Genomic DNA, 24,452 nt, shown 5'->3' on the forward strand with positions numbered 1-24,452 from the left:
AATGCGAGGGCGGCTTGCTTGCCGCTTACTGCGGGCCGAGCTTGTTGATCAGCGCGCCCAGCATCTCCATCTCCTCGCCGGTCAGGTCGGTCAGCGGCGCGCGCACCGGGCCGCCGTCGTGGCCGACCAGTCGGGCGCCGGCCTTGACGATGCTCACGGCATAGCCGGCCTTGCGGTTGCGGATGGCCAGGTAGGGCAGGAAGAAGTTGTCGAGCAGGCGGCCCACGGTGTCGTGGTCATCCGCGGCGATGGCGCGGTAGAAGTCCATCGCGGTCTCGGGGATGAAGTTGAACACTGCCGACGAATACACCGGCACGCCCAGCGCCTTGTAGGCCGCGGCATAGACCTCGGCCGTGGGCAGGCCGCCGAGGTAGGAGAAGCGGTCGCCCAGCTTGCGGCGGATGCTGACCATGGCCTCGATGTCGCCCACGCCGTCCTTGAAGCCGACCAGGTTGGGGCAGCGCTCGGCCAGGCGCGCGAGTTGCGTCGCATCCAGCTTCGAGTTGGCGCGGTTGTAGACGATCACGCCGATATCGACCGACTTGCAGACCTGCTCCACGTGGGCGGCGATGCCGTCCTGGCTGGCTTCGGTCAGGTAGTGCGGCAGCAACAGCACGCCGGCCGCGCCCAGGCGCTGGGCTTCCTGCGCGTAGGCGATGGCGGTGCGGGTCGGGCCGCCGGCGCCGGCCAGGATCGGCACCTTGCCGGCGCAGGTGCGCACGGCGGTGTCGACCACGGCCGAGTAGTCCTGCGGTGTCAGCGAGAAGAACTCGCCGGTGCCGCCCGCAGCGAACAGCGCGGTGGCGCCGTAGGGGGCCAGCCACTCCAGCCGCGCGGCGTAGGACTGCGGTGCGAAGTCGCCCTGGGCGTCGAAGTCGGTGATGGGGAAGGACAGCAGGCCTTCGGAGACGATTTGCTTGAGTTCGTTGGGTGCGAGCATTGCGGCAATCCTGAGCGGGCCAGTGGCCCCGGGTGGCAGTGGCGGCTGACTGCGGCGGTGCAGATCATCCGAGTTATCAGTCATCGTATGACAAGGCTCTGGCGAAGGCAATAGGGCTTGTGATCATTCGGGGTTAACCGGGATGCGGCCGGTGTTTTCGCTGGAAAGCCCTGCCGGCTAGCAAAAAAGGACAGAAACATGCCGTCTGGGGCACTTCAAGCATGGATGGCGGCCGTCGTACCGTGGGTGAGCTCCGGTGGGGCAGGCATGTAATGTTGTAGGACAACGTAAGTCGGAGTGGTTTCTGCCAGCGCGCCTGCCACTCAGGAAATTTGAAACACCCATGCAAAGCTGCCGGTGCACGAGCCCCCGGCGACTGGCACACTGGCATCCTGGACTGACGGGGAGAACATGGTGGGAGAGTTACAGGCCTTGCTGGAAAACCACGGGCTGATGCTGGTGTTCCTGAACGTGCTGGTCGAGCAGGCCGGGCTGCCGGTGCCGGCCTACCCGATGCTGTTCGTCGCCGGCGCGCTGGGCATGCAGGAGACCGGGCCGTCGATCGGCGCGGTGCTGGCTGCGGTGATCTTTGCCTGCCTGATTGCCGATACCGGCTGGTACTTCGCCGGGCGCCGGCTGGGGCAGCCGATGCTGCGCACGATCTGCCGGGTATCGATTTCGCAGGACTCGTGCATCCGCCAGACCCAGTCGCTCTACCTGCGCGTGGGGCCGCGCTCGCTGGTGATCGCCAAGCTGCTGCCCGGTGCCGGGGCCTTGTCCACCGCGATGGCGGGCATGACCGGCACGCCGTTGCCGGTGTTCCTGTTCTATGACGCCATCGGCGCGCTGGTCTGGGCTGGCAGCGCCTTGCTGATCGGCGTGGTGTTCAGTGATTTTATCGATGCCATCCTGGAGGCGTTCAGCGCCTACGGGCATATGGCCGTGGTGGGGCTGTTGGTGGCGTTCGCGCTGTTCCTGGCGTGGCGCTGGTGGCGCCGCTTCCGGCTGCTGCGCCGCACGCGGCGCGTGCCGCGCATGACGGTGGATGAGCTGGAAGCGCGCCGGCTCGCCGGCAGCCTGCCGGTGGTGATCGACGTGCGCGCCCACGGGGACACGCCGATGGAGCGCATCCCCGGCTCGGTGGTGCTCGACATGCAGGGCGCGCTGGACAGCCTGGACGCGTTAGGCGTGCCGCACGCCGGGGCCGACATCGTGGTCTATTGCGCCTGCCCCAATGAACTGTCCGCCGCGCTGCTGGCCGAGCGCCTGCGCGTGGCCGGCTACCCGAAGACCTGGGCGCTGGCCGGCGGCTTCGACGAATGGAAGCGGCGCCACGGCGGCACCGCCCCGACCGAGGCGGCCAACCAGCCAGGGCCGGCCGAAGCCGCCTGAACCTGCCAGGCCGCCGGCGCTGCGCTCAGCGCTTGCCCGCGGTCTGGAATACCGACAGGTCCGGGTAGACGGCGCGGATCTTCTCCCATTCGGCGGCATTGAAGAACTGACACTTGCCGGCGCCGAAGCGCTTGGACACCTCCACGCAGAAGCGCACGGCTTCAGCGATGTCGATCTCATGGTTGGCCGAGGTCGCGCTGCCCGATACCACCGACTGCGCCGTCACCGCCACGCCGACCACCGGCGCCCGGGTGGCCACGTGCGGCTGCATGATGCTGTTGAAGTGGTACAGGCCGTTGTGGTACGGCGTGATGTCCTGCTGCGAGATCGGGAAGGTCACCGCCGGGCAGCCGGTGGTGGACTCCATGGTCGCCACCAGGTCCGGCGCCACGCGCAGGATGTAGCCCTGCATCGCCGTCGGCGAAATCGCAAAGCCGCGGTGCTTGATGATGCTGTTGCCCTTGGAGGCATCGATCGACAGGATCGCGTCCATCTCCGGCAGCACCTGGTAGTCGTTCATGGTGTCGGACGAGACCGGCATGCCCATGAACGGCACCGGGTCGTGCGGCTGCATCGAGACATTGGTCGACAGGTGCGTGGTCACGATCACGTCGCCCGCCAGGTGGTCGTCGCGCGCCTTCATCTGCGCCAGCTTGAGCGCCACCGCCAGGCAGCCGATCGGGCCGTCGGCGTCAGACACCAGCCCCACCAGTTCCGGGCGCGCGCCAATCGCGCCGTTGCGGCCGATCACGCCCAGCGTCGGCGCACTGCCGCCGCTACGCTTGCCCGTGGTGCCGGGGATCACGATGGTGATGAAGTCGGTGGTGTTGGCCGTGTTCTCGGGCGGGGCGTTGTGGATCGTGGTCACTTCCACGCTCACGCCGGCGCCGGCATAGGGCGCGAACAGTTCGCTGACGACCGCACCGTTGGCGTGCGGGCTGTCCAGGGCTTCATGAATGACCAGCGTCTGCTGCAGGGCCATGGCTTTCTCCAAAGGATGTGCCATGCCCGCTCGGCGCGGGCATGGCGTCTACGAAAAGTCAGAACTGGTGACGCAGGCCGGCCATGACCGTGGTCTGGTTGTCGCGCCCGTCCAGCGGCTTGCCGCTGCCGCCGGTCCAGTTGGTGGTGTTGTTGCCGAACAGGCCCGACCAGCCGCCGCGCACCCAGTCATAGGCCACCGCCAGGTAGGCATCGGTGCGCTTGCTGAAGGCATAGCCGGCCACGCCGTATGCCGTGGTGCGGTTGCCGCTGAAGTTGTCGGCGCGGGTGCGGTTGTGCATCATGCTGGCGGTCAGCGTGACGTTGCCCGTGACGGCGTAGTTGGCGCCCAGCGTGAAGAAGTCGTCGCGCCGGCTGCTGCCGAAGACCGAGTTGATGGCGGCGCGGTTGGTGGCCGTGGCGGCGGTCGACATGCTGGTGATGGTGGCCGTGTCGGTGCCGCCCTTCGATGAATCGAAGGCGGCGTCGCGGTCGCTGTAGATGTAGTTGGCAAACAGGTTGGCGCGTCCGACCGCGGCCTTCAGGCCGGCCATGTAGATGCGCGCGGCGCGGCTCTGGCTGTCGCGGGTCTGCTGGAAGTCGCCGATGGCGGTGATCGGGCCGGCGGCGTACTTCAGGCCCAGCGACATCGACGAGGTCGCCTTGCTGTTGCCCGGGGTTTCGCCCAGCGCGTATTCGGCGATGACGGACACCGGGCCGAAGTTGCCGGTATAGCTGACGGCATTGTCATAGCGCTGGCCGGTCAGGTAAACCATCCAGGAGTTCGACGGCGCCGCGCCCACGCCGAGCGGATCGACGTAGTACAGCATGGTGTTGGCCGTGGTGTACTGCCGGCCCAGTGCCAGATCGCCCCACTGGTTGCCGATCTTCACGTAGGCCTGGCGCCCGAACAGCTGGCCCTGCTGGTCCAGCCTGCCGGTGTCGGCCAGGAAGCCGTTTTCCAGCACGAAGCCGGCTTTCACGCCGCCGCCCAGGTCCTCGGTGCCCTTCAGGCCGAAGCGGCTGCCCGACAGGAAGCCTTCGCCGCCCTGCTGCAGCCCGATCTGGGCATCGCCCGCCGGGTTCGAATGGGTCTGGTAGGTCAGCGCGGTGTCGATCACGCCGTACAGCGTCACCCCGGACCGCGCCATCGCGGCGGCCGGCAGGCCCAGCAGCAACGGCAGTGCCAGGCGGGCGGCGTGGCGAATAGTGTGGCTCATGTTGTTTTCTCCTCCAAAAGGCAAAAGGGAGCCCGCGCGGGCGGCACTGCGCGGCCCGCGGGGCGGTTTTCTCTTTGTTGTGCCCGGGACCGGCCCGGGTCAGTGCGTCAGCGGCTCAGGGCAGTGCCGCCGGCTCAGGCAGCAAATCCCGGCCAGTCCTGCATCCCGGCCGGACCGGTGATCTGCGACAGCGGGAAGATCTCGCCCTCGCGAATCGTTTCGACCTTGCCTTCGGCCGGAAACCACAGCGCATGGCGCTCGCCCAGCACGGTGCCGCGGGTGCCGTCCGAGAACAGCGCCGAACCCTCCGGCAGCGCAAACACCTGCTCCGGCGCGTTGATGTGCAGGAACTCGGCCAGGCGATCTTCGCGGCTTTCGCCGTTGTGGCCGGCGGGCTTGCCGCTGATGAAGTGCGGGTTGATCTGGAACGGCACCAGCCCCAGCGCGCGCAGCGACGGCGGCTGCACGATGGGCATGTCGTTGGTGGTGCGGATGGTCGGGCAGGCGACGTTGCTGCCGGCGCTCCAGCCCACGTATGGCGTGCCCGCGCGCACCCTGGCGCGGATTGCGTCGACGATGCCGGCGTCGTACATGCGCTTGAGCAGCGCAAAGGTGTTGCCGCCGCCCACCGCGATGGCCTCGGCCTGCTCCACGGCGCGCAGCGGATCGGCGCTGTGGTGGATCGATTCGAGCGCGTAGCCCAGCGTCTCGAACACCGGCTTGACCATGCCTTCATAGGTGTCGAAGCTGAAGGTCACGCCGGCGAACGGCACGAACAGCACCTTGCGCGGCTCGCGCCTGAGCAGCGTGTGGATCTGCTCGCCGGCGTGCTCGAGGTAGCCGAGGTTGTCCTTGCGCGAGCTGCTCATCAGGAGGATGCGTTGGGTCATGTCTTGGTTTCCGTCAGGAGAGTCTGGTGAAGTTCAATGCGCGATCAGGCGATCGCGGCGCGGATCAGCGCGGCGACGCGGTCGATCTCTTCATGCGTGTTGAAGTAGTGCAGCGAGACGCGCGCCATGGTGGACACGCCATAGCGCGCCAGGATGGCGTCGGCCATGAAGTTGCCGGCCTCGATGATGCATTGCTGCGTTTCCAGCGCGGCGACGATGCGCGCCGGGTCCACGCCGCGCACATTGAACGGCACGATGCCTATGCGGTTGGCCACGTCGGCCGGGCCGTACAGCTCGAAGCCGGGGGTCGACGAGAACTTCGCCACCGCGTACTCGGTCAGGTCGCGCACACGCGCTTCGATGGCGTCGATGCCGATGGCGGCGGCGTAATCGATGGCGGTGCCCATGCCGAGGATCGCCGGCACGATCGGGCAGCCTGCCTCGAAGCGCCTGGCGCCAGCGACAAGGGACAGCGCGCCCGTGGCACGGTCATAGGCGCCGTTCCACCAGCCCACCAGCGCGGGCTCGACCTGCTCGATCAGCGCGCGGCGCACATACAGGAAGCCCGAGCCCTCGGTCGCGCGCAGCGCCTTGCGGCCGCAGCCTGCCAGGAAATCGCAGTCCAGCTCGGCCACGTCCGAGCGCAGCATGCCCACGCTCTGTGCCGCATTGACCAGCGACAGCACGCCATGGCGGCGCGCCAGCGCGCAGATCTGCGCGGCCGGCTGCACCGCACCCGTCGAATTGGGCAGGTGCGAGAAGGTGAGCAGGCGCGTGCGCGAGGTCACGGCGGCCTCGAACGCCGCGGGCGACAGCAGTCCTTCGGCATTGGCCGCGACCATCTTCACGACGATGCCGTGCGATTGCTCCAGCCGGCGCCAGGGCAGCAGGTTGCTCAGCATCTCGGTGTCAGCCACCAGCACTTCGTCACCGGCCTTCCAGGCGATGCCGCGCGCGACGATCGAGATGCTCTCGGTGGCGTTCTTGGTGAAGGCGACTTCGTCGGCGGCGCAGTTGAGCAGTCCGGCCAGCTTGCCGCGCACCGCTTCCACGCGCGCATAGGTCTCTTTGCGGAAGGCCGGCAGGTAGATGCCGACGTGGCCGGTATCGAGCAGGTAGCTGCGCACGGTATCGAGCACCGCGTCGGGCGGCAACGAGGCCGCGGCGGTGTCGAGATAGATGGTGGAGGCCGTCAGCGGGGTGTCGGCGCGGATCGCCTGGATGGCTTGGATATCCATGGAACGTCTCGGGTAATGGCAGGCGGGACGCGGCGACCGCGCCCCGAGGTAAGACTCAGTTGCGCACTTACTTGCGCAGCTTGGTGACGGAGCCGAAGAAGCTGAACAGGGCGTCGCCGGCAATCACGCCGCCGGCGAAGGCGCTCATCTCGGCCACGTGCTTGTCGCCGCGCAGGCGCTGCAGCACGAAGCGGATCGCGAGGCCTGCCAGCACTGCCCAGCCGGCCAGCGGCGAGGCAATCAGCATGCCGGTGGAGAGCAGGATGCCAAGCTGGCGCCTGGAGCCGCCGATCAGCTGCAGCAGCGCGCCGGGGATGGCCCAGATCACCAGGTTGCGGGCAATCTCCGCCGACGAGCCCGCCTTGATCGAGGCCGCGTAGACGCGGTCCACCGGCGGGATCATGTTCTGCGCGAAGAAGGTGCCGTGGAACACCAGCACTACCATCGCGGCCACGGCAAAGCCGATCATCGCGGCCAGGAACTGCTGCTTGCGCCCGGCCAGCTCGGCCTCCATGTCGCGGCCTTCGCCGCGCAGCAGGTAGCCGGTCTTGAGGTCGTAGCCCATGTCGGCAAAGGCCGGGCCGGTGGCGGCGGAGAAACCCACCAGCACCGCCAGCGCCGTCGGCGGGAAGCCGATCAGGATGCCGATGGTCAGCGTGATCAGTGCCACCGCGAAGGCCGGGAACCAGCCCGAATGCATCGCCGCGATGCCGACGATCAGCTCATGCACATAGGCGGCAAAGGCGGCATAGAGCACGAACACCACCAGCATGCCCAGCGACATGTCCGAGACATGGCCGGCCAGCACCGAGATCAGCAGCGCAATCGCCAGGTAGATCAGGAAGCCGCCCGACAGGATGCGGCTGGCGCGCGAGGCCGGGACTTCGATGGTGCGCGCGTCAGCGGCCGGGGCATGGCGCGCGCGCCGGATCTCATTGGCGACCTGGAACAGCGCGACGATGCCCGCGCCGATCATCAGCCCGTGCGGGATATAGGCCTTGGCGATGTCGATGCCGGTCAGCGCCACCGAATAGCCGCGCACCAGCAGGCCAATGCCGAACATGGTCAGTGCCGCCAGGTTGCCCAGGAAGGCCGCGCCGAACGCGGACATCGGCACGCCCAGCCAGGCGCCGCCCACGCCCACGGCAATGCCCAGCCCCAGGAACGCGGCCTTGCGCCCGCCGCGGTCGCCGGCCCAGATGGCCTCGGCCGTGGCGATGCCGGCCGGCCAGGTGCCGGTGGCGGGAAAGATCCTGCTGCCGAAGAGGAAGTACAGCATGGCGCCGTCAACGAACATGGCGATCACCGCGCCGATCAGCATCGGCGTGGCCAGTTCCGGCATGCCCATCGCGTATGGCACGCCGATCGGGATCATCAGCGAGTTGGCGGCGCCGAAGGTGGCCGACGAGATTGCCGTCTGCACCAGGTTCTGCCGCTCCAGCACGCGGAAGCGCCGCGTGATCTCCAGCGGGATGCGCGAGAACACGATCGCGATCAGCGCGCCGATGATCGAGGTGTTGGCCGAGATCCCCAGCGACACGATCAGCTGCATCCCGATCATGGCGCCGAACACCGACAGCCCCACGGAGACCAGCAGCAGCAAGGGCTCCATGAAGCGTGTCCGTGTTGCAGGCTGCGCCGCCATCGGCGCGTTCAGTTGTGTTGGCATGGTCATTTGTCCACTGCTCCCCGTAGTGTTGTCTGGTTTTGTCTGTTGTGTGTGATGCCTTGCGCGCGCTCAGCGCATGAAACCCGCCACCGGGCCGATGGTGTTGCGCGCGGTGCGCAGCGCCTCCAGCAAGCGCGGCACAGCCTCAGGCGTCAGGCGCTGCAGCGGGCCGGCGATGGCCAGCGATCCCACCACTGCCCGGGTGTCGCGGTGGCGCAGCGGCAGCGCCAGCCCAGCCACCGTGGCGGCGGATTCCTCGCAGGTGTAGGCCCAGCCGTCGGCGCGGATCTGCGCCAGCCGTGCTTCCGGCTCGGGCGCGTCGCCCGTTACCTGGCGCCGGAACGCTTCCGGCTGGAATGCCAGGATGGCCTTGGCGTGCGCGCCCGCGTCCAGCGAGAAGCGCTGGCCCACTTCGATCGAAAAGCGCAGCTGGTGCTGGCTCTGGGCGATATCCGTGCACAAGCCCTCGCCACCGTCCAGCCACGACAGGAACACGGTCTCGCCGCATTCGCGCGTCAGCGCTTCCAGCGCCGGTTGCACCACCTCGGCCGGCGAAAACGTCTTGCGCATCACTTGTCCCAGCTCGAACCAGCGCAACCCCAGGCCGTAGCGGCCAAGCGCGTCCTGCACCAGGAAGCCGTTGGCGGCAAAGGTCGCCAGCGCGCGGTGCACCACGGCGTGGTGCATGCCGCTGTAGCGCGCCAGTTCGCGCACGCCCCAGGTGGGCTGGCGGGCGGTGAAGTGGGTCAACAGCGCCAGGGCGCCGTCCAGGGTCTTGAGCATGGCGGGTGGTTGCGTCGACTGTTTGTGTCTCTATATAAGAGACAACGTCTCTGATACAGAGAAATGCTAGGCTTGGGCCCGGCTCTCAACAATCAGGGTTAACGCGGGGCCGGCTGGCCGCGCCGGGCGAATGACGGCGGCGGCAACGGCGGAGCGCCGCCGCCTATACTTGGCGCAGACCGACTGTTACCGGGAGGACGCGCATGGCCGCGGAACACCACGGAACCGGCGGATCCGGCGACGAGGCCACCCGCATCGCCCAGCGCCGCCGCCAGCTCGGCATTGCGCCGCGCGCCGGCGATGGCCAGCGCAACTGGGCCCTGGCGCTGTCCGGCGGCGGCATCCGCAGCGCCACCTTCTGCCTGGGCGTGATGCAGGCGATGGCGGGCACCGCGATGCCCGCCAAGGCGGCAGCGCCGGCCCCCGCGCCGGAAGCCGCGACGCCGGCGGCCGCCGCCGCGGCGCAGACCGTGCCGGGCCTGGCCTCGCTGCTGGCGCAGTTCGACTACCTCTCCACCGTCAGCGGCGGCGGCTACCTCGGCGCCTTCTTCGTCAGCCTGTTCGTGCCCGGCCGCCTGCGTCGGGGCGCGGGCCCGGTCCAGGCCGCCACCGACGCCTATCACACGCTGCAATGCGAGCCGCCGGGGCGCATCCATACCTCGGTGTCCTATGCCGCGGACCCCGGCCGCGGCGCGGTCGCATGGCTGCGCGAGAACGGCCGCTACCTGTCGCCCACCGGTGCCGGCGACAACCTCTATGCCGCCGCGCTGGTGGTGCGCAACTGGCTGGCCATGCATTTCGTGATCGGCAGCGCGCTGCTGGTGCTGCTGGCTGTGCTGGCGCTCGGGCAACACATCGCGGTGGGGGTTTCCTACGGATTGGGGCGCTATGAGATGGACCTGCTGCACGACGCGCGCCAGGCCTTCAACCAGGGCGAATGCGCGATCTGGTGGAGCACGCTGCTGTGGCTGCCGCTGGCCACCGCGCTGGCTGGCGCGGTGCCGCCCGGGCTGGCCTACTGGCTGATCTACCCGCGCGCCAACGATCCGCAGGCGACGGCCCGCTTCCTGAGCCCCGCGCCGCTGCTCGCCACGCTGCTGGGCCTGATGCTGCTGGCCGCGGCGCGCTGGTCGGAATGGCTCGGTCCGGGGCTGGTCATCGGCAAGCTCTTTGCCGCGCTGGGCGTGCTGACGCTGATAGGTGTGCTGTGGTGCCTGGCGCTGCTGCAGGGCGAGCCGCGCACCGTGGCCGCCTACCGCGTGCGCGCCACGCGCGCACTGCGTGGCGCGCTGACGCTGACCCTGTGGCTGGCGGCGCTGGGCATTGCCGACACCATCGCACGCACCGCTTACCTGTTTGCCCACCAGGCCCACCACCAGTGGGGCGCGGCGCGGCCCGCAACCGTGCTGGGCGTGCTGGTCTGGCTGGTGCGCTACGGTTCGCGCTGGCGCGACGCCGGCCGCCAGGGCAGCACCGACACGCCATGGCGCGCGCTGTGTGCCCGGCTGCCGGTATCGCTGCTGGCGGGCGCGGTGGCGGCGGTGCTGGCCCTGCTGCTGTTCGTGCTGTGGTCGTGGCTGGTGCTGTGGGTGCGCTGGGACGGGCGCGAGCCGGTCGACTGGCTGGTGTTCGGCAACGCCTATACCGGCCCGGCGCTGGCCACGTTCACTGTGGTGAGCCTGGTGCTGGCGCTGGTGGCGGGGCGCTTCTCCGGCTTCCTGAACCTGTCGACGCTGCAGCCGTTCTACGCGGCGCGGCTCACGCGCGCGTTCCTGGGCGCATCCAACGGGGAGCGCTTCGCGGCTCCCGACCCGAGTGCCGGCCGCGACGGCAGCCAGCGCGCCCGCTTCAGCGTGGCCGAGCCCGTGCCCGGCGACCAGCTCAGCCTGAACACCTACTACGATCCGCGCGTGCTGGCGCCGCTGCACCTGATCAACGTCACGCTGAATCTCACCGTCGACCCGGCCGAGCAACTGGTGCAGCGCGACCGCAAGGGTAAGCCGCTGTGCCTGGCGCCCGGCCCCTGCGTGGTGCTGTCCGGCGTGGCGGCGGCGATCCCGCCGGACGCCTACGCGCGCTTTACCATCGACGGCCGGGGTTGCTGCCCCGACGTTTCATGGCCGTCGTCGGGCAAACTGGCCGAATCGCGCACGGTGGGAGATTGGATGGCGATCTCGGGCGCGGCCGTCTCCACCAGGCTGGGGCGCGCGACCACGCTGGGCACATCCATGCTGCTTGGCCTGGCGAACCTGCGTCTGGGCATATGGTGGCCGTCGTATCCGGCCAGCCACGCGCGCGAAGGCGGGCGCCGGGGCCGCGCGCGGCGCCATCCGGAACGCGCCGCGCATCCATGGCTGGCCGCGGGCATCGCGCTTTTCCGCACGCAGTACTACCTGGGCTGCGAACTGAGCGCGCGCTTCCACGGCACGCGGCGCGGCTGGCAGTACCTGTCCGATGGCGGGCATTTCGACAACACCGGCGTGTACGAGCTGCTGCGCCCGGGCCGCGATGTCTCGCTGATCGTGCTGTGTGATTGCGGGGGCGACCCCGACTACCGCTTCGGCGACCTGGCCAACCTGATCCGGCTGGTGCGCATCGACCATGGGCTGGAGATCGTGGTCGATACCGAGGCTGCCACCACGCACCCGGTGCTGAGCCGTGTCTTCGGCGTGCCGGATGATTTCCTGCCGGGCGCGCCGACTGGCGACAAATGCGCGGTGCTGCTCAATGTCTTTCGCACCGGCCCGGAGTGCGGGGCGCCACGCGCACGCACCTGCCGCATCGTGCTGCTCAAGCCGCGGCTGGTGTCATGGGCGCCGGCCGACGTGCGCCACTACGGCGCGACCCATCCCGCGTTTCCGCAGGAGGCCACCGGCGACCAGTTCTTCGATGAGGCGCAATGGGAGAGCTATCGCGCGCTGGGCCATGCGATCGGCCAGCGCGTGCTGGGCGGGGCCGTGGGCAAGGCCCTGCTGGTGTGAAGAGACAGCGCGTCAGCGCACGAAGCCGATGACGTCTTCCAGCCGGCCGCTGGCATCGCGCAGCGCCTCCAGCAGGCGCGGTACCGCGGCTTGGTCCAGCCGCTGCTGCGGCCCGGCGATGGCGACCGAGCCCACCACCGCGCTGCGGTCGCGCGACCACAGCGGCAACGCCAGGCCGGCCACGCTGGCGGCGGCTTCCTCGCGCGTATGGGCCCAGCCGCGCTCGCGCACCTCGGCCAGCTGCTGCTCGATGCGCTCGCGGTCCAGCGTCGTGTGGGGGGCGATGCGCGCCAGTCCCTGGCGGTAGACCTCATCGCGGAAGGCATCGTCCTGGAAGGCCAGCATCGCCTTGGCATGCGCGCCCGCATAGAGCGGGAAGCGCTCGCCCAGCTCGATCGAAAAGCGCAGCTGGTGCTGGCTCTGCACCAGTCCCACGCACAGGCCCTCATGGCCATCGAGCCACGACAGGAACACGGTCTCGCCGCTTTGCGCGGCGAGCTTTTCCAGCACCGGGCGCACGATCTCGTCGGGCGAGAAGCTCTTGCGCACCACCTGTCCCAGCTCGAACAACCGCAGTCCCAGCGAATACTTGCCGGTGGCCGCGTCCTGCACCAGGAAGCCATTGGCGGCAAACGTCGCCAGCACGCGGTGCACCACGGCGTAGTGCACGCCGCTGTGCTTGGCCAGCTCGCGCACGCCCCAGGTCGGCTGGCGCACGGTGAAGTGCGTCAGCAGGGCCAGCGCACCGTCCAGTGTCTTGAGTGTCATCGCTTGTTCCTTGGCATCGGGCTGCATGGTACGGGCAAGCGCGGCGCGACTCAATCCTTCCCGCGCCCCCGTGATACCCACGCCGCCCGAAGGGCCGCGATCAGGCCGCCAGCACGATCGCGCCATGGTCTCTAAGATAGCGGGCCATACGCATTGCCCGCGTGCGGCATCGGCCGCCCGCCATCCACCACATGAATCACGACTCTATTCCCAACGGCGCAGGCGTGGCCTGGTCCGTGCTGGACCTGGCCCCCATCCCTGAAGGCAGCGATGCCGGCCAGGCCATGCGCAACTCGCTCGACCTGGCCCGCCATGCCGAGCGGCTGGGCTACCACCGCTACTGGCTGGCCGAGCATCACAACATGCCCGGCATTGCCAGCGCCGCCACCGCCGTGCTGATCGGCTATGTCGCCAACGGCACCAGGACCATCCGCGTGGGCTCGGGCGGCGTGATGCTGCCCAACCATTCGCCGCTGGTGATCGCCGAGCAGTTCGGCACGCTGGCCTCGCTCTACCCGGGCCGCATCGACCTGGGCCTGGGCCGCGCGCCCGGCACCGACCAGGCCACCGCGCGCGCCTTGCGCCGCCACCTGTCGGCCGACAGCGCCGATACCTTCCCGCAGGACGTGGAAGAACTGCAGGCCTATTTCGACGACGTGCGCCCCGGCCAGCGCCTGCGCGCGGTGCCCGGCGCCGGGCTCAAGGTGCCCATCTGGCTGCTGGGTTCGAGCCTGTTCAGCGCGCAGCTGGCGGCGGCGATGGGCCTGCCGTTCGCCTTTGCCTCGCACTTTGCGCCGGGCTTCATGCGCCAGGCGGTGGACCTGTACCGGCGCACCTTCCGGCCCTCCGAAGCGCTGGACCGGCCCTATGTGATGCTGGGCCTGAACGTGTTCGCGGCCGAGACCGGCGACCAGGCGCGCCGCCTGTTCAGCTCGCTGCAGCAGCAGTTCCTGGCACTGGTGCGCGGCACTCCGGGGCAGCTGCGCGCACCGGTGGACGATATCGAAGCGCTGTGGACCGAGAGCGAGGCCGACCATATCCGCCGCTCGCTGGCGTGCTCGGTAGTGGGCGATCCCGACGCCGTGCGTGCCGGCATGCAGCGCTTTGTCGGTGACCTGCGCCCGGATGAGCTGATGCTGACCGGGCAGATCCATGACCACCAGGCACGCCTGCGCTCGTTCGCCATCGCTGCCGATGCGGCGCGCAGCCTGAAGACCTCATCAGCGCTCTGAGCGCCTGCGATGCTCCGGTATGGCGTGCGCCGCACTTGCGGCGTGTGCCCGCCGGCGCGCCGCGAATCCTGTTTGCGCCCGGCCGATCCGCTCGGATACATTAGAAGGCCCGAGACCGAGAGAGGCGCGGCTCCCGCAGCACGCGCCCGACAGTTCGCACGATCCACCGCCCCATCCGAAACATGGGGCCGACGGCAGCGACGACAGGAGACAGCGATGGACCTGCGGCAACGCGAGCACATCGAGACGGTGGTCCAGGCCACCACATACCTTGCCCCGCCGGCCGTGCTTGCGGACCGGATCGCGCACGACGCCATCATCCAGAACTCATGGCGCCGCTGCGTGCACCAGTACGGCCTGGATCCGTCGCGCATGCAGGAGGCGCGCATCCTGCCGCAGCCGCGCCTGCGCGAACACCAGGAACGCATCGACGACTTCGCGCGCATCGCGCGCCACGGCCTGCAGAGCCTGTATGGGCAAGTGGCGGGCCTGGGCTATGTGGTGCTGCTGACCGATGCGCAGGGCGTGACCGTCGACTATATCGGCGAGGCCCGCAGCGATGCCGCGCTGCGCCACGCGGGCCTGTACCTGGGCGCCGAGTGGAGCGAGAGCGGCGCCGGCACCTGCGCGGTCGGCACCGCCCTGGCCACGGGCCAGGCGCTGACGGTGCACCAGGCCGACCATTTCGACGCCACCCATATCCCACTGACCTGCACCGCCGCGCCGCTGTTCGACACGCACGGCAACCTGCACGCCATCCTCGACATCTCCGCGCTGACCTCGCCGCAGGCCAAGGACAGCCAGGGGCTGGCGCTGCAGATGGTGCGCATCTACGCCGCGCATATCGAGAACGCCAACTTCCTGCGCGCGCACCGCCGCGACTGGATCCTGAAGCTGAATGTGGCGCCGGAGTTCGTCGACGTCAATCCCGAATACCTGCTGGCGCTGGACGAGGCGGGCCGCATCGTCGGCCATAACCACCGCGCCAGGCTGATGCTGGAAGGCGAGCTGGGTGGCGCACCGGGCGCCACCGTGCTGGGCCAGCGGTTCGAGACGCTGTTCGACGCGCGCCTGGAGGACCTGGGCCACTATGTCTATTCGCGCCCGAGCGAGCAGCGCCTGGTGGCGCTGACCCGCAGTGGCGGCCTGCTGTACCTGAGCGTGCTGCCGCCCGCGCTGCGCTGGCAGGCGCCGCCCGCCGAAACGCAGGTGGCGATGCCGGATGCCCTGGCGGCGCTGACCGGCGGCGATGCCGCGCTGCAGCTGCAGTTGCAGCGCGCGGCGCGCCTGGTCGATTCGCCGATCAACCTGCTGATCCACGGCGAGACCGGCAGCGGCAAGGAGTTCCTGGCCAAGGCGCTGCATCTTGCCAGCGCGCGCCGCGGCGGGCCGTTCGTAGCGGTGAACTGCGCGGCGATCCCTGAAACACTGATTGAAAGCGAATTGTTCGGGCACCTGCCCAACAGCTTCTCCGGCGCAGGCCCGCGCGGCAAGCGCGGCCTGATCCAGGAGGCCGACGGCGGCACGCTGTTCCTGGACGAGATCGGCGACATGCCGCGCGAGCTGCAGTCGCGGCTGCTGCGCGTGCTGGCCGAGGGCGAAGTGCTGCCTGTTGGCGCCGCGCGGCCGGTGCCGGTGCGGCTGCGGGTCATTTCCGCCACGCACCACAGCCTGGAGCAACTGGTGGCCGACGGGCGCTTCCGCGAGGACCTGTACTACCGCCTCAACGGCGCGCGCTTTACGCTGCCGCCGCTGCGTGCGCGTACCGACCTGGACTGGCTGGTCCGCAAGCTGCTGCAGGAAGGGAGCGCAGAGGGCAGCGAGATCACGCTGTCGCCCGCGGCACGCGAGCGGCTGCACCGCCACCGCTGGCCTGGCAACCTGCGCGAACTGCGCAACGTGCTGGAGTACGCGCGCGCGGTCTGCGCCGACGGCTATATCGATGTGCCGGACCTGCCTGACAGCCTGGCGGGACCCGCACCGTCCGCCGCCCTGCCGCAGCCAGGGCCCGCCCAGTCACCCGCTGCCGCACCGTTCGACCCGCACCAGTTGCCGCCGGAAGGCATGCTGCTGATGCAATACCTGCGCGCGTCCGGCTGGAACCTGAGCGCCGTGGCGCGGCAGATCGGCGTCAGCCGCATGACGCTGTACCGGCGCATGGAGCGCTACGGCATCCAGTCGCCCAACCGGCGCGACGGCGGCCCGGAGCCCACCGACGCATAAGCCGGCAGGCAGCACGGCGCACGCGCGCCGTCTGTGCGATACGGTTGTCCATCCCCTGTACACCTGCGCTGTGACACCTGTCACAGCGCAGCGTTGTTTTTGCCCTGCCGTCTCGGGGTAATCCCTCGGATCCGACCGGCTGATACCCCTGTTTCCGCTGTTTTCACTGCCTGCGCGCACTGGCACAGCCATTGCAAATACGCCTGGCAAGACAACGACAACAGGAGACAGGCAATGGGGCACGCAGCAGGCGCCAGCGCGCAGATCGCGCCAGTGGTCGGCATCATCGCCAACCCGATTTCCGCGCGCGACATCCGTCGTGTGATCGCCAACGCCAACAGCCTGCAGCTGGCCGACCGCGTCAATATCGTGCTGCGCCTGCTGGCCGCGCTGGCCTCCTGCGGCGTGGAGCGCGTGCTGATGATGCCCGACCGCGAAGGCCTGCGCGTCATGCTGGCGCGGCACCTGGCACGCCGGCAGGGGCCGGACTCGGGCCTGCCCGCGGTCGACTACCTCGACATGCCGGTCACCGCGCGCGTCGACGACACCCTGCGCGCCGCGCGCTGCATGGCCGATGCGGGCGTGGCCGCGATCATCGTGCTGGGCGGCGACGGCACCCACCGCGCGGTGGTGCGCGAGTGCGGCGCGGTGCCGATCGCGGGCCTGTCGACCGGCACCAACAATGCCTACCCCGAAATGCGCGAGCCCACCATCATCGGGCTGGCAACCGGCCTCTATGCCACGGGCCGCATTCCTCCTGCGCAGGCGCTGGCGTCGAACAAGCGGCTCGACATCGTCATCCGTGACGGCAACGGCGGCTTTCGCCGCGATATTGCGCTGGTGGATGCGGTGATCTCGCACGAGCACTTCATCGGCGCGCGCGCCCTGTGGAAGACCGACACGCTTGCCGCCGTCTACGTGTCCTTTGCCGACCCCGAGGCCATCGGCCTGTCATCCATCGCCGGGCTGCTGGAGCCGGTGGGCCGGCGTGAGGAGGGCGGCCTCGCGATCGAACTGGCCGCGCCCGGCGAAGGCGAATTCGACCTGTGCGCGCCGATCGCACCCGGCCTGATGTGCACCGTGCCGGTGGCCGGCTGGCAGCGGCTCGAACACGGCCGGCCCCATCGCGTGCGCCAGCGCAGCGGCATTGTCGCGCTGGACGGAGAGCGCGAGCTGGCCTTCGGCCCGGACGACGAAGTCACGGTCACCCTGCATGACCACGCCTTTCGCAGCATCGACGTCGCGGCCTGCATGCGCCATGCCGCGCGCCACCACCTGATGCGCAGCCTGCCGCAGCCCGCCGCGGTGGGATGACGCGCGGGCACCGCGTCCGCCCGCTTTTCCCCTTTCTTGAAGTGCAACACCTGAAAACGAAGGAGACAGACATGACAGCCAGAGCTTCTCAAGATTCCGCCGCGCTGCCGCTCGACAAGGAGACGTTGCTGACGGTGTACCGGAAGATGCGCACCATCCGCGATTTCGAAGAACGCCTGCACGTGGACTTCGGGCGCGGCGACATCCCGGGCTTCGTCCATCTATACGCGGGCGAGGAAGCCGCGGGCGTCGGCATTCTGCACCACCTGAACGATGGCGACCGCATCGCCAGCACACACCGCGGCCACGGCCATTGCATTGCCAAGGGCGTCGATCCGGTGGCGATGATGAAGGAGATCTACGGCAAGAAGGGCGGCTCGTGCAATGGCAAGGGTGGCTCGATGCATATCGCCGACCTGTCCAAGGGCATGATGGGCGCCAACGGCATCCTGGGCGCAGGCGCGCCGCTGATCTGCGGCGCCGCGCTGGCTGCCAAGTTCCGCGGCAAGGGCGAGGTCGGCATCACCTTCTGCGGCGACGGCGCCTCCAACCAGGGCACTTTCCTGGAAAGCCTGAACCTGGCCGCGGTCTGGAACCTGCCGGTGATCTTCGTGATCGAGAACAACGGCTATGCCGAATCGACCTCGCGCGATTACGGCACCGCGGTGGACAGCTACGTGGACCGCGCCGCCGGCTTCGGCATCCCGGGCGTGACGGTGGACGGCACCGATTTCTTCGCCGTCCATGAAGCGGCCGGCGAAGTGATCCGGCGCGCGCGCGAAGGCGGCGGGCCGTCGCTGCTCGAATGCAAGATGGTCCGCTTCTATGGCCACTTCGAGGGCGATGCGCAGACCTACCGCGCCGCCGGCGAACTCGACGACATCCGCGCCAACAAGGATTGCCTGAAGCTGTTTGGCCGCGCCGTGACCCAGGCGGGAGTGGTCGCTCGCGAAGAACTCGACACCATCGACCGCGAGGTCGCCGCGCTGATCGAGCATGCCGTGCAGGAAGCCAAGGCCGCGCCGCAGCCGGGTCCCGAAGACCTGCTCACCGACGTCTACGTCAGCTACTGATCCGCCACGCGCTAACCCAATATCAGGAGACAAATCATGGCTCGCAAACTGAGCATCAAGCTGGCGATCAACGAGGCGATCGACCAGGAAATGACCCGCGACCCCAGCGTCATCATGCTGGGCGAAGATATCGTCGGCGGCGCCGGCGCGGACGGCGAGAAGGACGCCTGGGGCGGCGTGCTGGGCGTGACCAAGGGCCTTTACGCCAAGCACGGCGACCGGCTGCTGGACACGCCGCTGTCTGAATCCGCTTACGTGGGCGCCGCCATCGGCGCCGCGGCCTGCGGCATGCGCCCGATCGCCGAGCTGATGTTTATCGATTTCATGGGCGTTTGCTTCGACCAGATCTTCAACCAGGCGGCCAAGTTCCGCTACATGTTCGGCGGCAAGGCGGAGACGCCGGTGGTGATCCGCGCGATGGTCGGCGCGGGCTTTCGCGCAGCCGCGCAGCACAGCCAGATGCTGACGCCGCTGTTCACGCATATCCCCGGCCTGAAGGTGGTGTGCCCGTCCACGCCGTACGACACAAAGGGCCTGCTGATCCAGGCGATCCGCGACAACGACCCGGTGATCTTCTGCGAGCACAAGAACCTGTACGGCCTGGAAGGCGAGGTGCCCGAAGGCGCCTACGCGATCCCGTTCGGCGAGGCCAATATCGTGCGCGACGGCAAGGACGTGTCGATCGTCACCTACGGGTTGATGGTGCATCGCGCGCTCGAAGCGGCGGCAACGCTGGCCAAGGAGGGCATCGAGGCCGAGATCGTGGACCTGCGCACGCTCTCGCCACTGGACATGGACACGGTGCTGGAGTCGGTCGAGAACACCGGCCGCCTGGTGGTGGTGGACGAGGCCAGCCCGCGCTGCAATATCGCCACCGATATCTCCGCGCAGGTTGCGCAGCAAGCCTTCGGCGCGCTCAAGGCCGGCATCGAGATGGTGTGCCCGCCGCACACGCCGGTGCCGTTCTCGCCGACGCTGGAGGACCTGTACATCCCCAGCGCCGCGCAGATCGCGGCCGCCGCGCGCAAGACCATGAAGGGAGGCAAGCACTGATGGCAACCGAAATTTCCCCCACGATTATCCCGATCGTGATGCCCAAGTGGGGCCTGTCGATGAAGGAAGGCACGGTCAATGCGTGGCTGGTCGACGAAGGCACCGAGATTACCGTGGGCCTGCCGATCCTGGATGTGGAAACCGACAAGATCGCCAATGCGGTGGAGGCGCCCGACGCCGGCACGCTGCGCCGCAAGGTGGCGCAGGCCGGCGACGTGCTGCCGGTGAAGGCGCTGCTGGGCGTGCTGGCACCTGCGGAGGTGAGCGATGCGCAAATCGATGACTATGTCGCGGCTTATGAAACGCCGGCGGACGACGCTGGCGAAGAGGACGCCGCTGCCGCGTACCAGTTTGCCGACGTCGACGGCATCCGGGTCCGCTATGCCCGCAAGGGTGGCGGCGCCGAAACCGTGCTCTTCATCCACGGATTTGGCGGAGACCTGGACAACTGGCTGTTCAACCTCGATCCCCTGGCCGACGCGTACACCGTGGTGGCGCTCGACCTGCCCGGCCACGGACAGTCGTCGCCGCGGCTCGCGGGCACGACGCTGGCGCAGATGGCCGGCTTTGTAGCGCGCTTCATGGACGAGACCGGGATCGAGGCGGCGCATGTGGTCGGCCATTCGATGGGCGGCGGCGTGGCGGCGCAACTGGCCGTGGATGCACCGCAGCGGGTGCTGTCGGTGGCGCTGGTGTCGCCGGTGGGCTTTGGCGACGCCGTCAACAGCGGCTATACCGAAGGCTTCGTCAGTGCCCAGTCCCGGCGCGAGCTCAAGCCCGTGGTCGAACTGCTGTTCGCCGACGCGGGGCTGGTCAGCCGCCAGATGCTGGACGACCTGCTGCGCTACAAGCGGCTGGACGGCGTCACCGAGGCGCTGACGGCGCTGGGGCAGGGACTCTTCGGCGGCGGCCGCCAGAGCGAGCAGCCTGGCCAGCGGCTGGCCAACAGCGGCAAGCGCGTGCTGGTGGTGTGGGGCGGTCAGGACCAGATCATCCCGGCCGCGCACGCTGAAGCCGCGCCGCCGGGAGCAACCGTCAAGGTCTTTGCCGATGCTGGCCACATGAGCCAGATGGAGAAGGCCAATGACTTCAACGCGCTGCTGAAGAAGCATCTGGGCGGCTGATGCCGCGCGCGGATGGCGCCGCCCAGGGCGCCATCCGCTCGGCCAGCTCGCCTTGTTCCAATTCAAGACAGGAGACCTCATGACCACAGACCTGAAGACCCGCCTGACCGAGATCAACAGGCAATTCGGTGCGCTCGGCCAGGCCCAGCCCGCCGCCATGAGCGCCTTCCAGGGCGTGATGAAGGCCGCCACGCAGGACGGCAGCCTGCCCGCCGCCGTCAAGGAACTGATTGCCGTCGCGCTGGCGGTGCAGAAGGGCTGCGACGACTGCGTGCTGTTCCACACCAGCCAGGCGCTGCGCCATCGCGCCACGCGCGAGCAGCTCGCCGAAGTGCTGGCCATCAATATCGAGATGGGTGGCGGACCCGGCGCCATGTACGCGTCGAAGGCGCTGGCGTACTTCGATGCGCTCAATGCCTAGTGTTGCTAGACTCGGCACGTTGCTATCCGGAGGTTGGTGCCATCCCATGCCGTTTGAATTTATTGATGCGGCCCATGCCGGGCAGGCGGGCAGCGACCCGCTGCAGGATGAGCTGGCCTTGCTCGACCTCGCGGCACAAGGCCGGCAGGTGGCGCAGCTGTGGGAGGCGCCGCTGTCGCTGGTGGTGCCGCGCACCTACCTGCGCCATGCCGCGCTGGAAACCGCGCGCGCCGACTTCGCGCAGCAGGGATGTCCGGTATTCCTGCGCATGTCCGGCGGCGGGCTGGTGCCGCAGGGCCCCGGCATCCTCAACCTGAGCCTGGCCTACACAGTGGAACAGCCGCCGGGCGCGCGCAGCGACGCGGTCTACCTGCACTTGTGCGAGGTCATCGGCGACGCGCTGCAATCGCTGGGCGTCGACACGCACTGGCAGGCGGTGGCCGGTTCCTTCTGCGACGGCCGCTACAACCTGGCCTGGGGCCCGCCCGAAGCCGCGCGCAAGATCGCCGGCACGGCGCAGTACTGGCGGCGCGCACCCGCGGCCATGCAAACGGCCGACGGGCAGCGCCACCTGGTGCTGGCCCATGCGGTGCTGCTGGTCAGCGCCGGCCCCGTGCAGATCAACGCGCGCGCCAATGCGTTCGAAGCGGCCATCGACAGCGGCCGGCACTATGACGCGGGCAAGGTCATCAGTGTGCGCGAGGCATTGTTGGCCAGCGGCCGCGCGGTCGATGACGACGCCGCGCTGATGGCGCAGGTATCGGATGCGCTGCGGCGAAGCGTGGGGCAGACGCCGCCACCGGCGTAGCTGCTTGACCGGGCGACGCCATTTGGCGATCCCCAAAAAAATCGCGGCCCACGCGGGGCCGCCAAAAATCGGGAATGCGAGGCGTGTCAGATGCCTCAGGAGACGTTATCGGCACAGCATGGATCGCCGAGACCCCACTTCGGTGGGGTCTGTCGAGCACAATCATTGATGCGAGTGATCGCTTACGCGATCAGGTAGGCAGAGTGCGGGTCCGGCCGGATGGCAGCGCGCAGCTTGCGCACGCTGGCTTCCAGCTCGGCATGGGCGGCATCGAGCCAGGCCACGCGATGGCGCACCGGATCCTTGGCCGACAGGTCGCTGGCGGCGATCTCGCGCAGGAAGTAGCGCACCATGCTGCCGGCGCGCGCTGGCACTGGCATCATCCCCAGCAGTTGGTGCTTTGCCAGCAGCCGGCGGCTGACTGCATGCCGCAGCCCTGCCCAGGCGGTACGGCCCAGCGCGATGTACAGCGCATCCGTGCGCATCTGGCGCACGGCGCCCAGGAACCGCGCTTCGAATACCTCGCGCAGCATCGGGGTCTCCAGCAGTTCTTCCAGCGGTCCGTCGAACGCCAGACCGCGCCGCGTGGTGGCATGCGGCAGCAAGGCAAGCGGTTGCAGGCGCTCGAACCCATCGTTCCACAATGCCGCGGCGTGCGGCAGGCCAACCAGTTCGGGCACCCGGAAGTGGTCGAGCATGCGGATCAGGTTGGGCCGCACCAGCTTGCCGCCCAGTTCGACGCGCCGCTTGTTCTCGCGCTGGATCACGCGGCCGGGTGCATGGGCGCGCATCAGTTCTTCGGTGACGGCGGCGGCCAGCCGCACATGGGCGTGGCCGGGCGTGGTGCTGACCAGCACCAGGGGTGCCTGGGGGTTCAGGTATTCGCAGGGCACGTAGTGCATGGCGTAGGTGCCGTCCTGTGCCACCACAACCGGTTTGGCGATCACGCCGACTGCGCCCGCAAGCCGAACCTGCGCGCAATACGCTTCGATGAAGTTGGTCAAGGAATCCCCCCGCTCGCTTCGATGTATCGGCGCTTTCTGTTGGCGCCTTCTACTTGTTCTGCTTTCCGTTCATGGTAAGCCTGCGGTGCATGGCAGATAAAGCGTACGGCGCCGGTTTGCCCGGAAAGCGACGAAACCTTGGTGGGCCAGCCAACACACCGGGGCAGGATGCCCCTCGAACGGGTGGGGCACGCGCCTGGTCCACGCCAGGTACGGTATCGCACCACGTGCGTCAGGACGATGACATCGGGCAGGAGGGAATCGGCCGGAACGGGGCCGCCGCGACGGTAGGTCGCCGGAAAGAAAAGACCGGACACGTCCGTGTCCGGTGAACCCATTTGCTGACTCAGGACGTGTCACAGCCTGAGTCAGCAAATGATAACGATTATCATTTGAGGTGACAATAGCAGCGTGATCTTGCCAGGGTGGGTCAGGCAATCGACGTCTGGATGGAAAACTGTCCCGACAAGGTCTTGTGCACCGGGCAGCGATTCGCCACGCGGAGCAGGTCATCCAGGATCTGGGGCGTGAGCTCGCCGCTGACCTTGACCTCCCGGTTCATGGTGTAGGTCCCGTTGGCCTCTTCATGACCGACCGATACATGGACTTCGGTGATGGCGTAGCCCTTGCGTTTGGCGTACAGCTGCAAAGTCAGCGTGGTGCAGGCGGCCAGGGCCGAATCCAGCAGGTCATGCGGGTTCGGGTATTGGGTGTCGCCGCCGGCGGATGCATCCAGGTCGGCTTGCCACTCGGCAGTCCCGTTGGTCAGGTGGCAGATGCTGTTGCCCTGGCTTGGTTGCCAGGTCGCTTGGATAGTCATCAAACGTCCCCATCTATAAAGAGCGGCCCGGTGGGCCGGAACAGCCATTCTATAAGTAGCGCCCGCCGAGAGCTGAAGTGGCTTGGAGTGCCTTTTTCAGGTGGGTTGGCTTTTTTTCGAAATACCCCTTGCCAACCCCGCTGCGGTCACTTAATATTCGCCCCCTCGCAACACAACGCAGCGCTGCAAAGCAGATGCAGCAAGGGTTGCGGGGTCGACCGGAAGGGTTGGCGCAGCGAAGTTGGCGCGCTGGCCGCAGCAAAAAAAGATGCTGAAACGGTTGACGAAACGAAGAAAGCTCTGCATAATCTCGTTTCTCTGCTGCAGACAACGCAGCGGCGCTGAACGGCAAAGCCGGCGGCGAAGTTCTTTAACAACCAAACAACCGATAAGTGTGGGCGCTGGGTAGCGGACGCCACTGTCTTCGGACAGTGTTGCTTCACAAGTTATACAGTGCTCGCACAGCAAAACGTGACTGGGTCTTCGGATCTGGTCAGTCAGTTTTCTGAGAGTGAGCG

At 68.4% G+C, this 24,452-nt stretch carries 21 protein-coding genes; 10 read left to right on the forward strand and 11 right to left on the reverse strand.

All coding sequences use genetic code 11. The annotated features are described in order from the left end of the window. Positions 1-25: 25 nt before the first annotated feature. Positions 26-940, reverse strand: a complete 915-nt coding sequence (gene kdgD, locus AC3WRR_RS08145) for a 5-dehydro-4-deoxyglucarate dehydratase (RefSeq protein WP_439669584.1) — start codon at positions 938-940, stop codon at positions 26-28. A gap of 411 nt (positions 941-1,351) precedes the next feature. Between kdgD and AC3WRR_RS08150 the strand changes: the two genes are divergently transcribed. Next, the gene (locus AC3WRR_RS08150; protein WP_011616368.1) at positions 1,352-2,332 is read left to right on the forward strand and encodes a DedA family protein/thiosulfate sulfurtransferase GlpE; all 981 of its coding nucleotides are present in this window, start codon (positions 1,352-1,354) and stop codon (positions 2,330-2,332) included. 25 nt (positions 2,333-2,357) lie between these two features. On the opposite strand, the gene AC3WRR_RS08155 is transcribed toward AC3WRR_RS08150, so the two are convergent. From AC3WRR_RS08155 to AC3WRR_RS08180, 6 genes are all read right to left on the reverse strand, one after another. Next, positions 2,358-3,314, reverse strand: coding sequence for a DUF1177 domain-containing protein (locus AC3WRR_RS08155; protein WP_492296631.1), 957 nt, complete (start codon positions 3,312-3,314; stop codon positions 2,358-2,360). A gap of 58 nt (positions 3,315-3,372) precedes the next feature. Continuing rightward, positions 3,373-4,533 carry a porin gene (locus tag AC3WRR_RS08160; protein WP_058697761.1) on the reverse strand — a complete coding sequence of 387 codons (1,161 nt, stop codon included), beginning with the start codon at positions 4,531-4,533 and terminating at the stop codon, positions 3,373-3,375. 134 nt (positions 4,534-4,667) lie between these two features. After that, positions 4,668-5,423: a dipeptidase PepE gene (pepE, locus tag AC3WRR_RS08165; protein WP_492296633.1), complete on the reverse strand. Its 756-nt coding sequence runs from the start codon at positions 5,421-5,423 to the stop codon at positions 4,668-4,670. A 44-nt stretch (positions 5,424-5,467) separates the two neighbouring features. Next, positions 5,468-6,661 (reverse strand): aminotransferase class V-fold PLP-dependent enzyme, encoded by a 1,194-nt coding sequence (locus tag AC3WRR_RS08170; protein WP_010813520.1) that lies wholly within the window; start codon positions 6,659-6,661, stop codon positions 5,468-5,470. A gap of 67 nt (positions 6,662-6,728) precedes the next feature. Continuing rightward, a complete protein-coding gene (locus AC3WRR_RS08175; RefSeq protein ID WP_492296635.1) occupies positions 6,729-8,336 on the reverse strand; it encodes an OPT/YSL family transporter in 1,608 nt (535 codons plus the stop codon). Between the two features lie 63 nt (positions 8,337-8,399). Then, positions 8,400-9,113: an IclR family transcriptional regulator gene (locus AC3WRR_RS08180; RefSeq protein ID WP_492296637.1), complete on the reverse strand. Its 714-nt coding sequence runs from the start codon at positions 9,111-9,113 to the stop codon at positions 8,400-8,402. A gap of 203 nt (positions 9,114-9,316) precedes the next feature. Here AC3WRR_RS08180 and AC3WRR_RS08185 point away from each other — a divergent pair, with 203 nt between their 5' ends. Further along, complete coding sequence (locus tag AC3WRR_RS08185) at positions 9,317-12,094, forward strand: hypothetical protein (protein ID WP_492296639.1); 2,778 nt, start codon at positions 9,317-9,319, stop codon at positions 12,092-12,094. Positions 12,095-12,106: 12 nt separating this feature from the next. On the opposite strand, the gene AC3WRR_RS08190 is transcribed toward AC3WRR_RS08185, so the two are convergent. After that, on the reverse strand, positions 12,107-12,862 hold the full coding sequence (locus tag AC3WRR_RS08190; protein WP_037025844.1) for an IclR family transcriptional regulator: 756 nt from the start codon (positions 12,860-12,862) through the stop codon (positions 12,107-12,109). A gap of 191 nt (positions 12,863-13,053) precedes the next feature. Between AC3WRR_RS08190 and AC3WRR_RS08195 the strand changes: the two genes are divergently transcribed. The 8 genes from AC3WRR_RS08195 to AC3WRR_RS08230 all read left to right on the forward strand — a co-directional run bounded on the left by AC3WRR_RS08195 (position 13,054) and on the right by AC3WRR_RS08230 (position 22,110). Beyond that, a complete protein-coding gene (locus AC3WRR_RS08195) occupies positions 13,054-14,094 on the forward strand; it encodes an LLM class flavin-dependent oxidoreductase (protein WP_492296641.1) in 1,041 nt (346 codons plus the stop codon). 216 nt (positions 14,095-14,310) lie between these two features. Beyond that, the gene (locus AC3WRR_RS08200; RefSeq protein ID WP_011616377.1) at positions 14,311-16,317 is read left to right on the forward strand and encodes a sigma-54-dependent Fis family transcriptional regulator; all 2,007 of its coding nucleotides are present in this window, start codon (positions 14,311-14,313) and stop codon (positions 16,315-16,317) included. 234 nt (positions 16,318-16,551) lie between these two features. Next, positions 16,552-17,631: an ATP-NAD kinase family protein gene (locus AC3WRR_RS08205; protein WP_010813527.1), complete on the forward strand. Its 1,080-nt coding sequence runs from the start codon at positions 16,552-16,554 to the stop codon at positions 17,629-17,631. 71 nt (positions 17,632-17,702) lie between these two features. Beyond that, the gene (locus AC3WRR_RS08210; protein ID WP_011616379.1) at positions 17,703-18,704 is read left to right on the forward strand and encodes a thiamine pyrophosphate-dependent dehydrogenase E1 component subunit alpha; all 1,002 of its coding nucleotides are present in this window, start codon (positions 17,703-17,705) and stop codon (positions 18,702-18,704) included. A 36-nt stretch (positions 18,705-18,740) separates the two neighbouring features. Beyond that, a complete protein-coding gene (locus AC3WRR_RS08215; RefSeq protein ID WP_010813529.1) occupies positions 18,741-19,757 on the forward strand; it encodes an alpha-ketoacid dehydrogenase subunit beta in 1,017 nt (338 codons plus the stop codon). Continuing rightward, entirely contained in the window at positions 19,757-20,881 is a 1,125-nt protein-coding gene (locus AC3WRR_RS08220; RefSeq protein ID WP_010813530.1) for an acetoin dehydrogenase dihydrolipoyllysine-residue acetyltransferase subunit, read from the forward strand. Before AC3WRR_RS08215 ends, AC3WRR_RS08220 begins: the two co-directional genes overlap by 1 nt. A 79-nt stretch (positions 20,882-20,960) precedes the next feature. After that, positions 20,961-21,302 (forward strand): carboxymuconolactone decarboxylase family protein, encoded by a 342-nt coding sequence (locus tag AC3WRR_RS08225; protein ID WP_010813531.1) that lies wholly within the window; start codon positions 20,961-20,963, stop codon positions 21,300-21,302. Between the two features lie 46 nt (positions 21,303-21,348). Beyond that, positions 21,349-22,110, forward strand: coding sequence for a lipoate--protein ligase family protein (locus tag AC3WRR_RS08230; protein ID WP_492296643.1), 762 nt, complete (start codon positions 21,349-21,351; stop codon positions 22,108-22,110). 182 nt (positions 22,111-22,292) lie between these two features. On the opposite strand, the gene AC3WRR_RS08235 is transcribed toward AC3WRR_RS08230, so the two are convergent. The 3 genes from AC3WRR_RS08235 to AC3WRR_RS08245 all read right to left on the reverse strand — a co-directional run. Beyond that, positions 22,293-23,114 carry a hypothetical protein gene (locus AC3WRR_RS08235; RefSeq protein WP_010813533.1) on the reverse strand — a complete coding sequence of 274 codons (822 nt, stop codon included), beginning with the start codon at positions 23,112-23,114 and terminating at the stop codon, positions 22,293-22,295. A gap of 430 nt (positions 23,115-23,544) precedes the next feature. Beyond that, positions 23,545-23,934: an OsmC family protein gene (locus AC3WRR_RS08240; RefSeq protein ID WP_010813534.1), complete on the reverse strand. Its 390-nt coding sequence runs from the start codon at positions 23,932-23,934 to the stop codon at positions 23,545-23,547. A 150-nt stretch (positions 23,935-24,084) separates the two neighbouring features. After that, positions 24,085-24,452: hypothetical protein (locus AC3WRR_RS08245; protein ID WP_492296644.1), on the reverse strand; the 368-nt coding region annotated here is incomplete at its 5' end.

This window comes from Cupriavidus sp. FW305-3-2-15-C-LB2 (assembly GCF_058787575.1).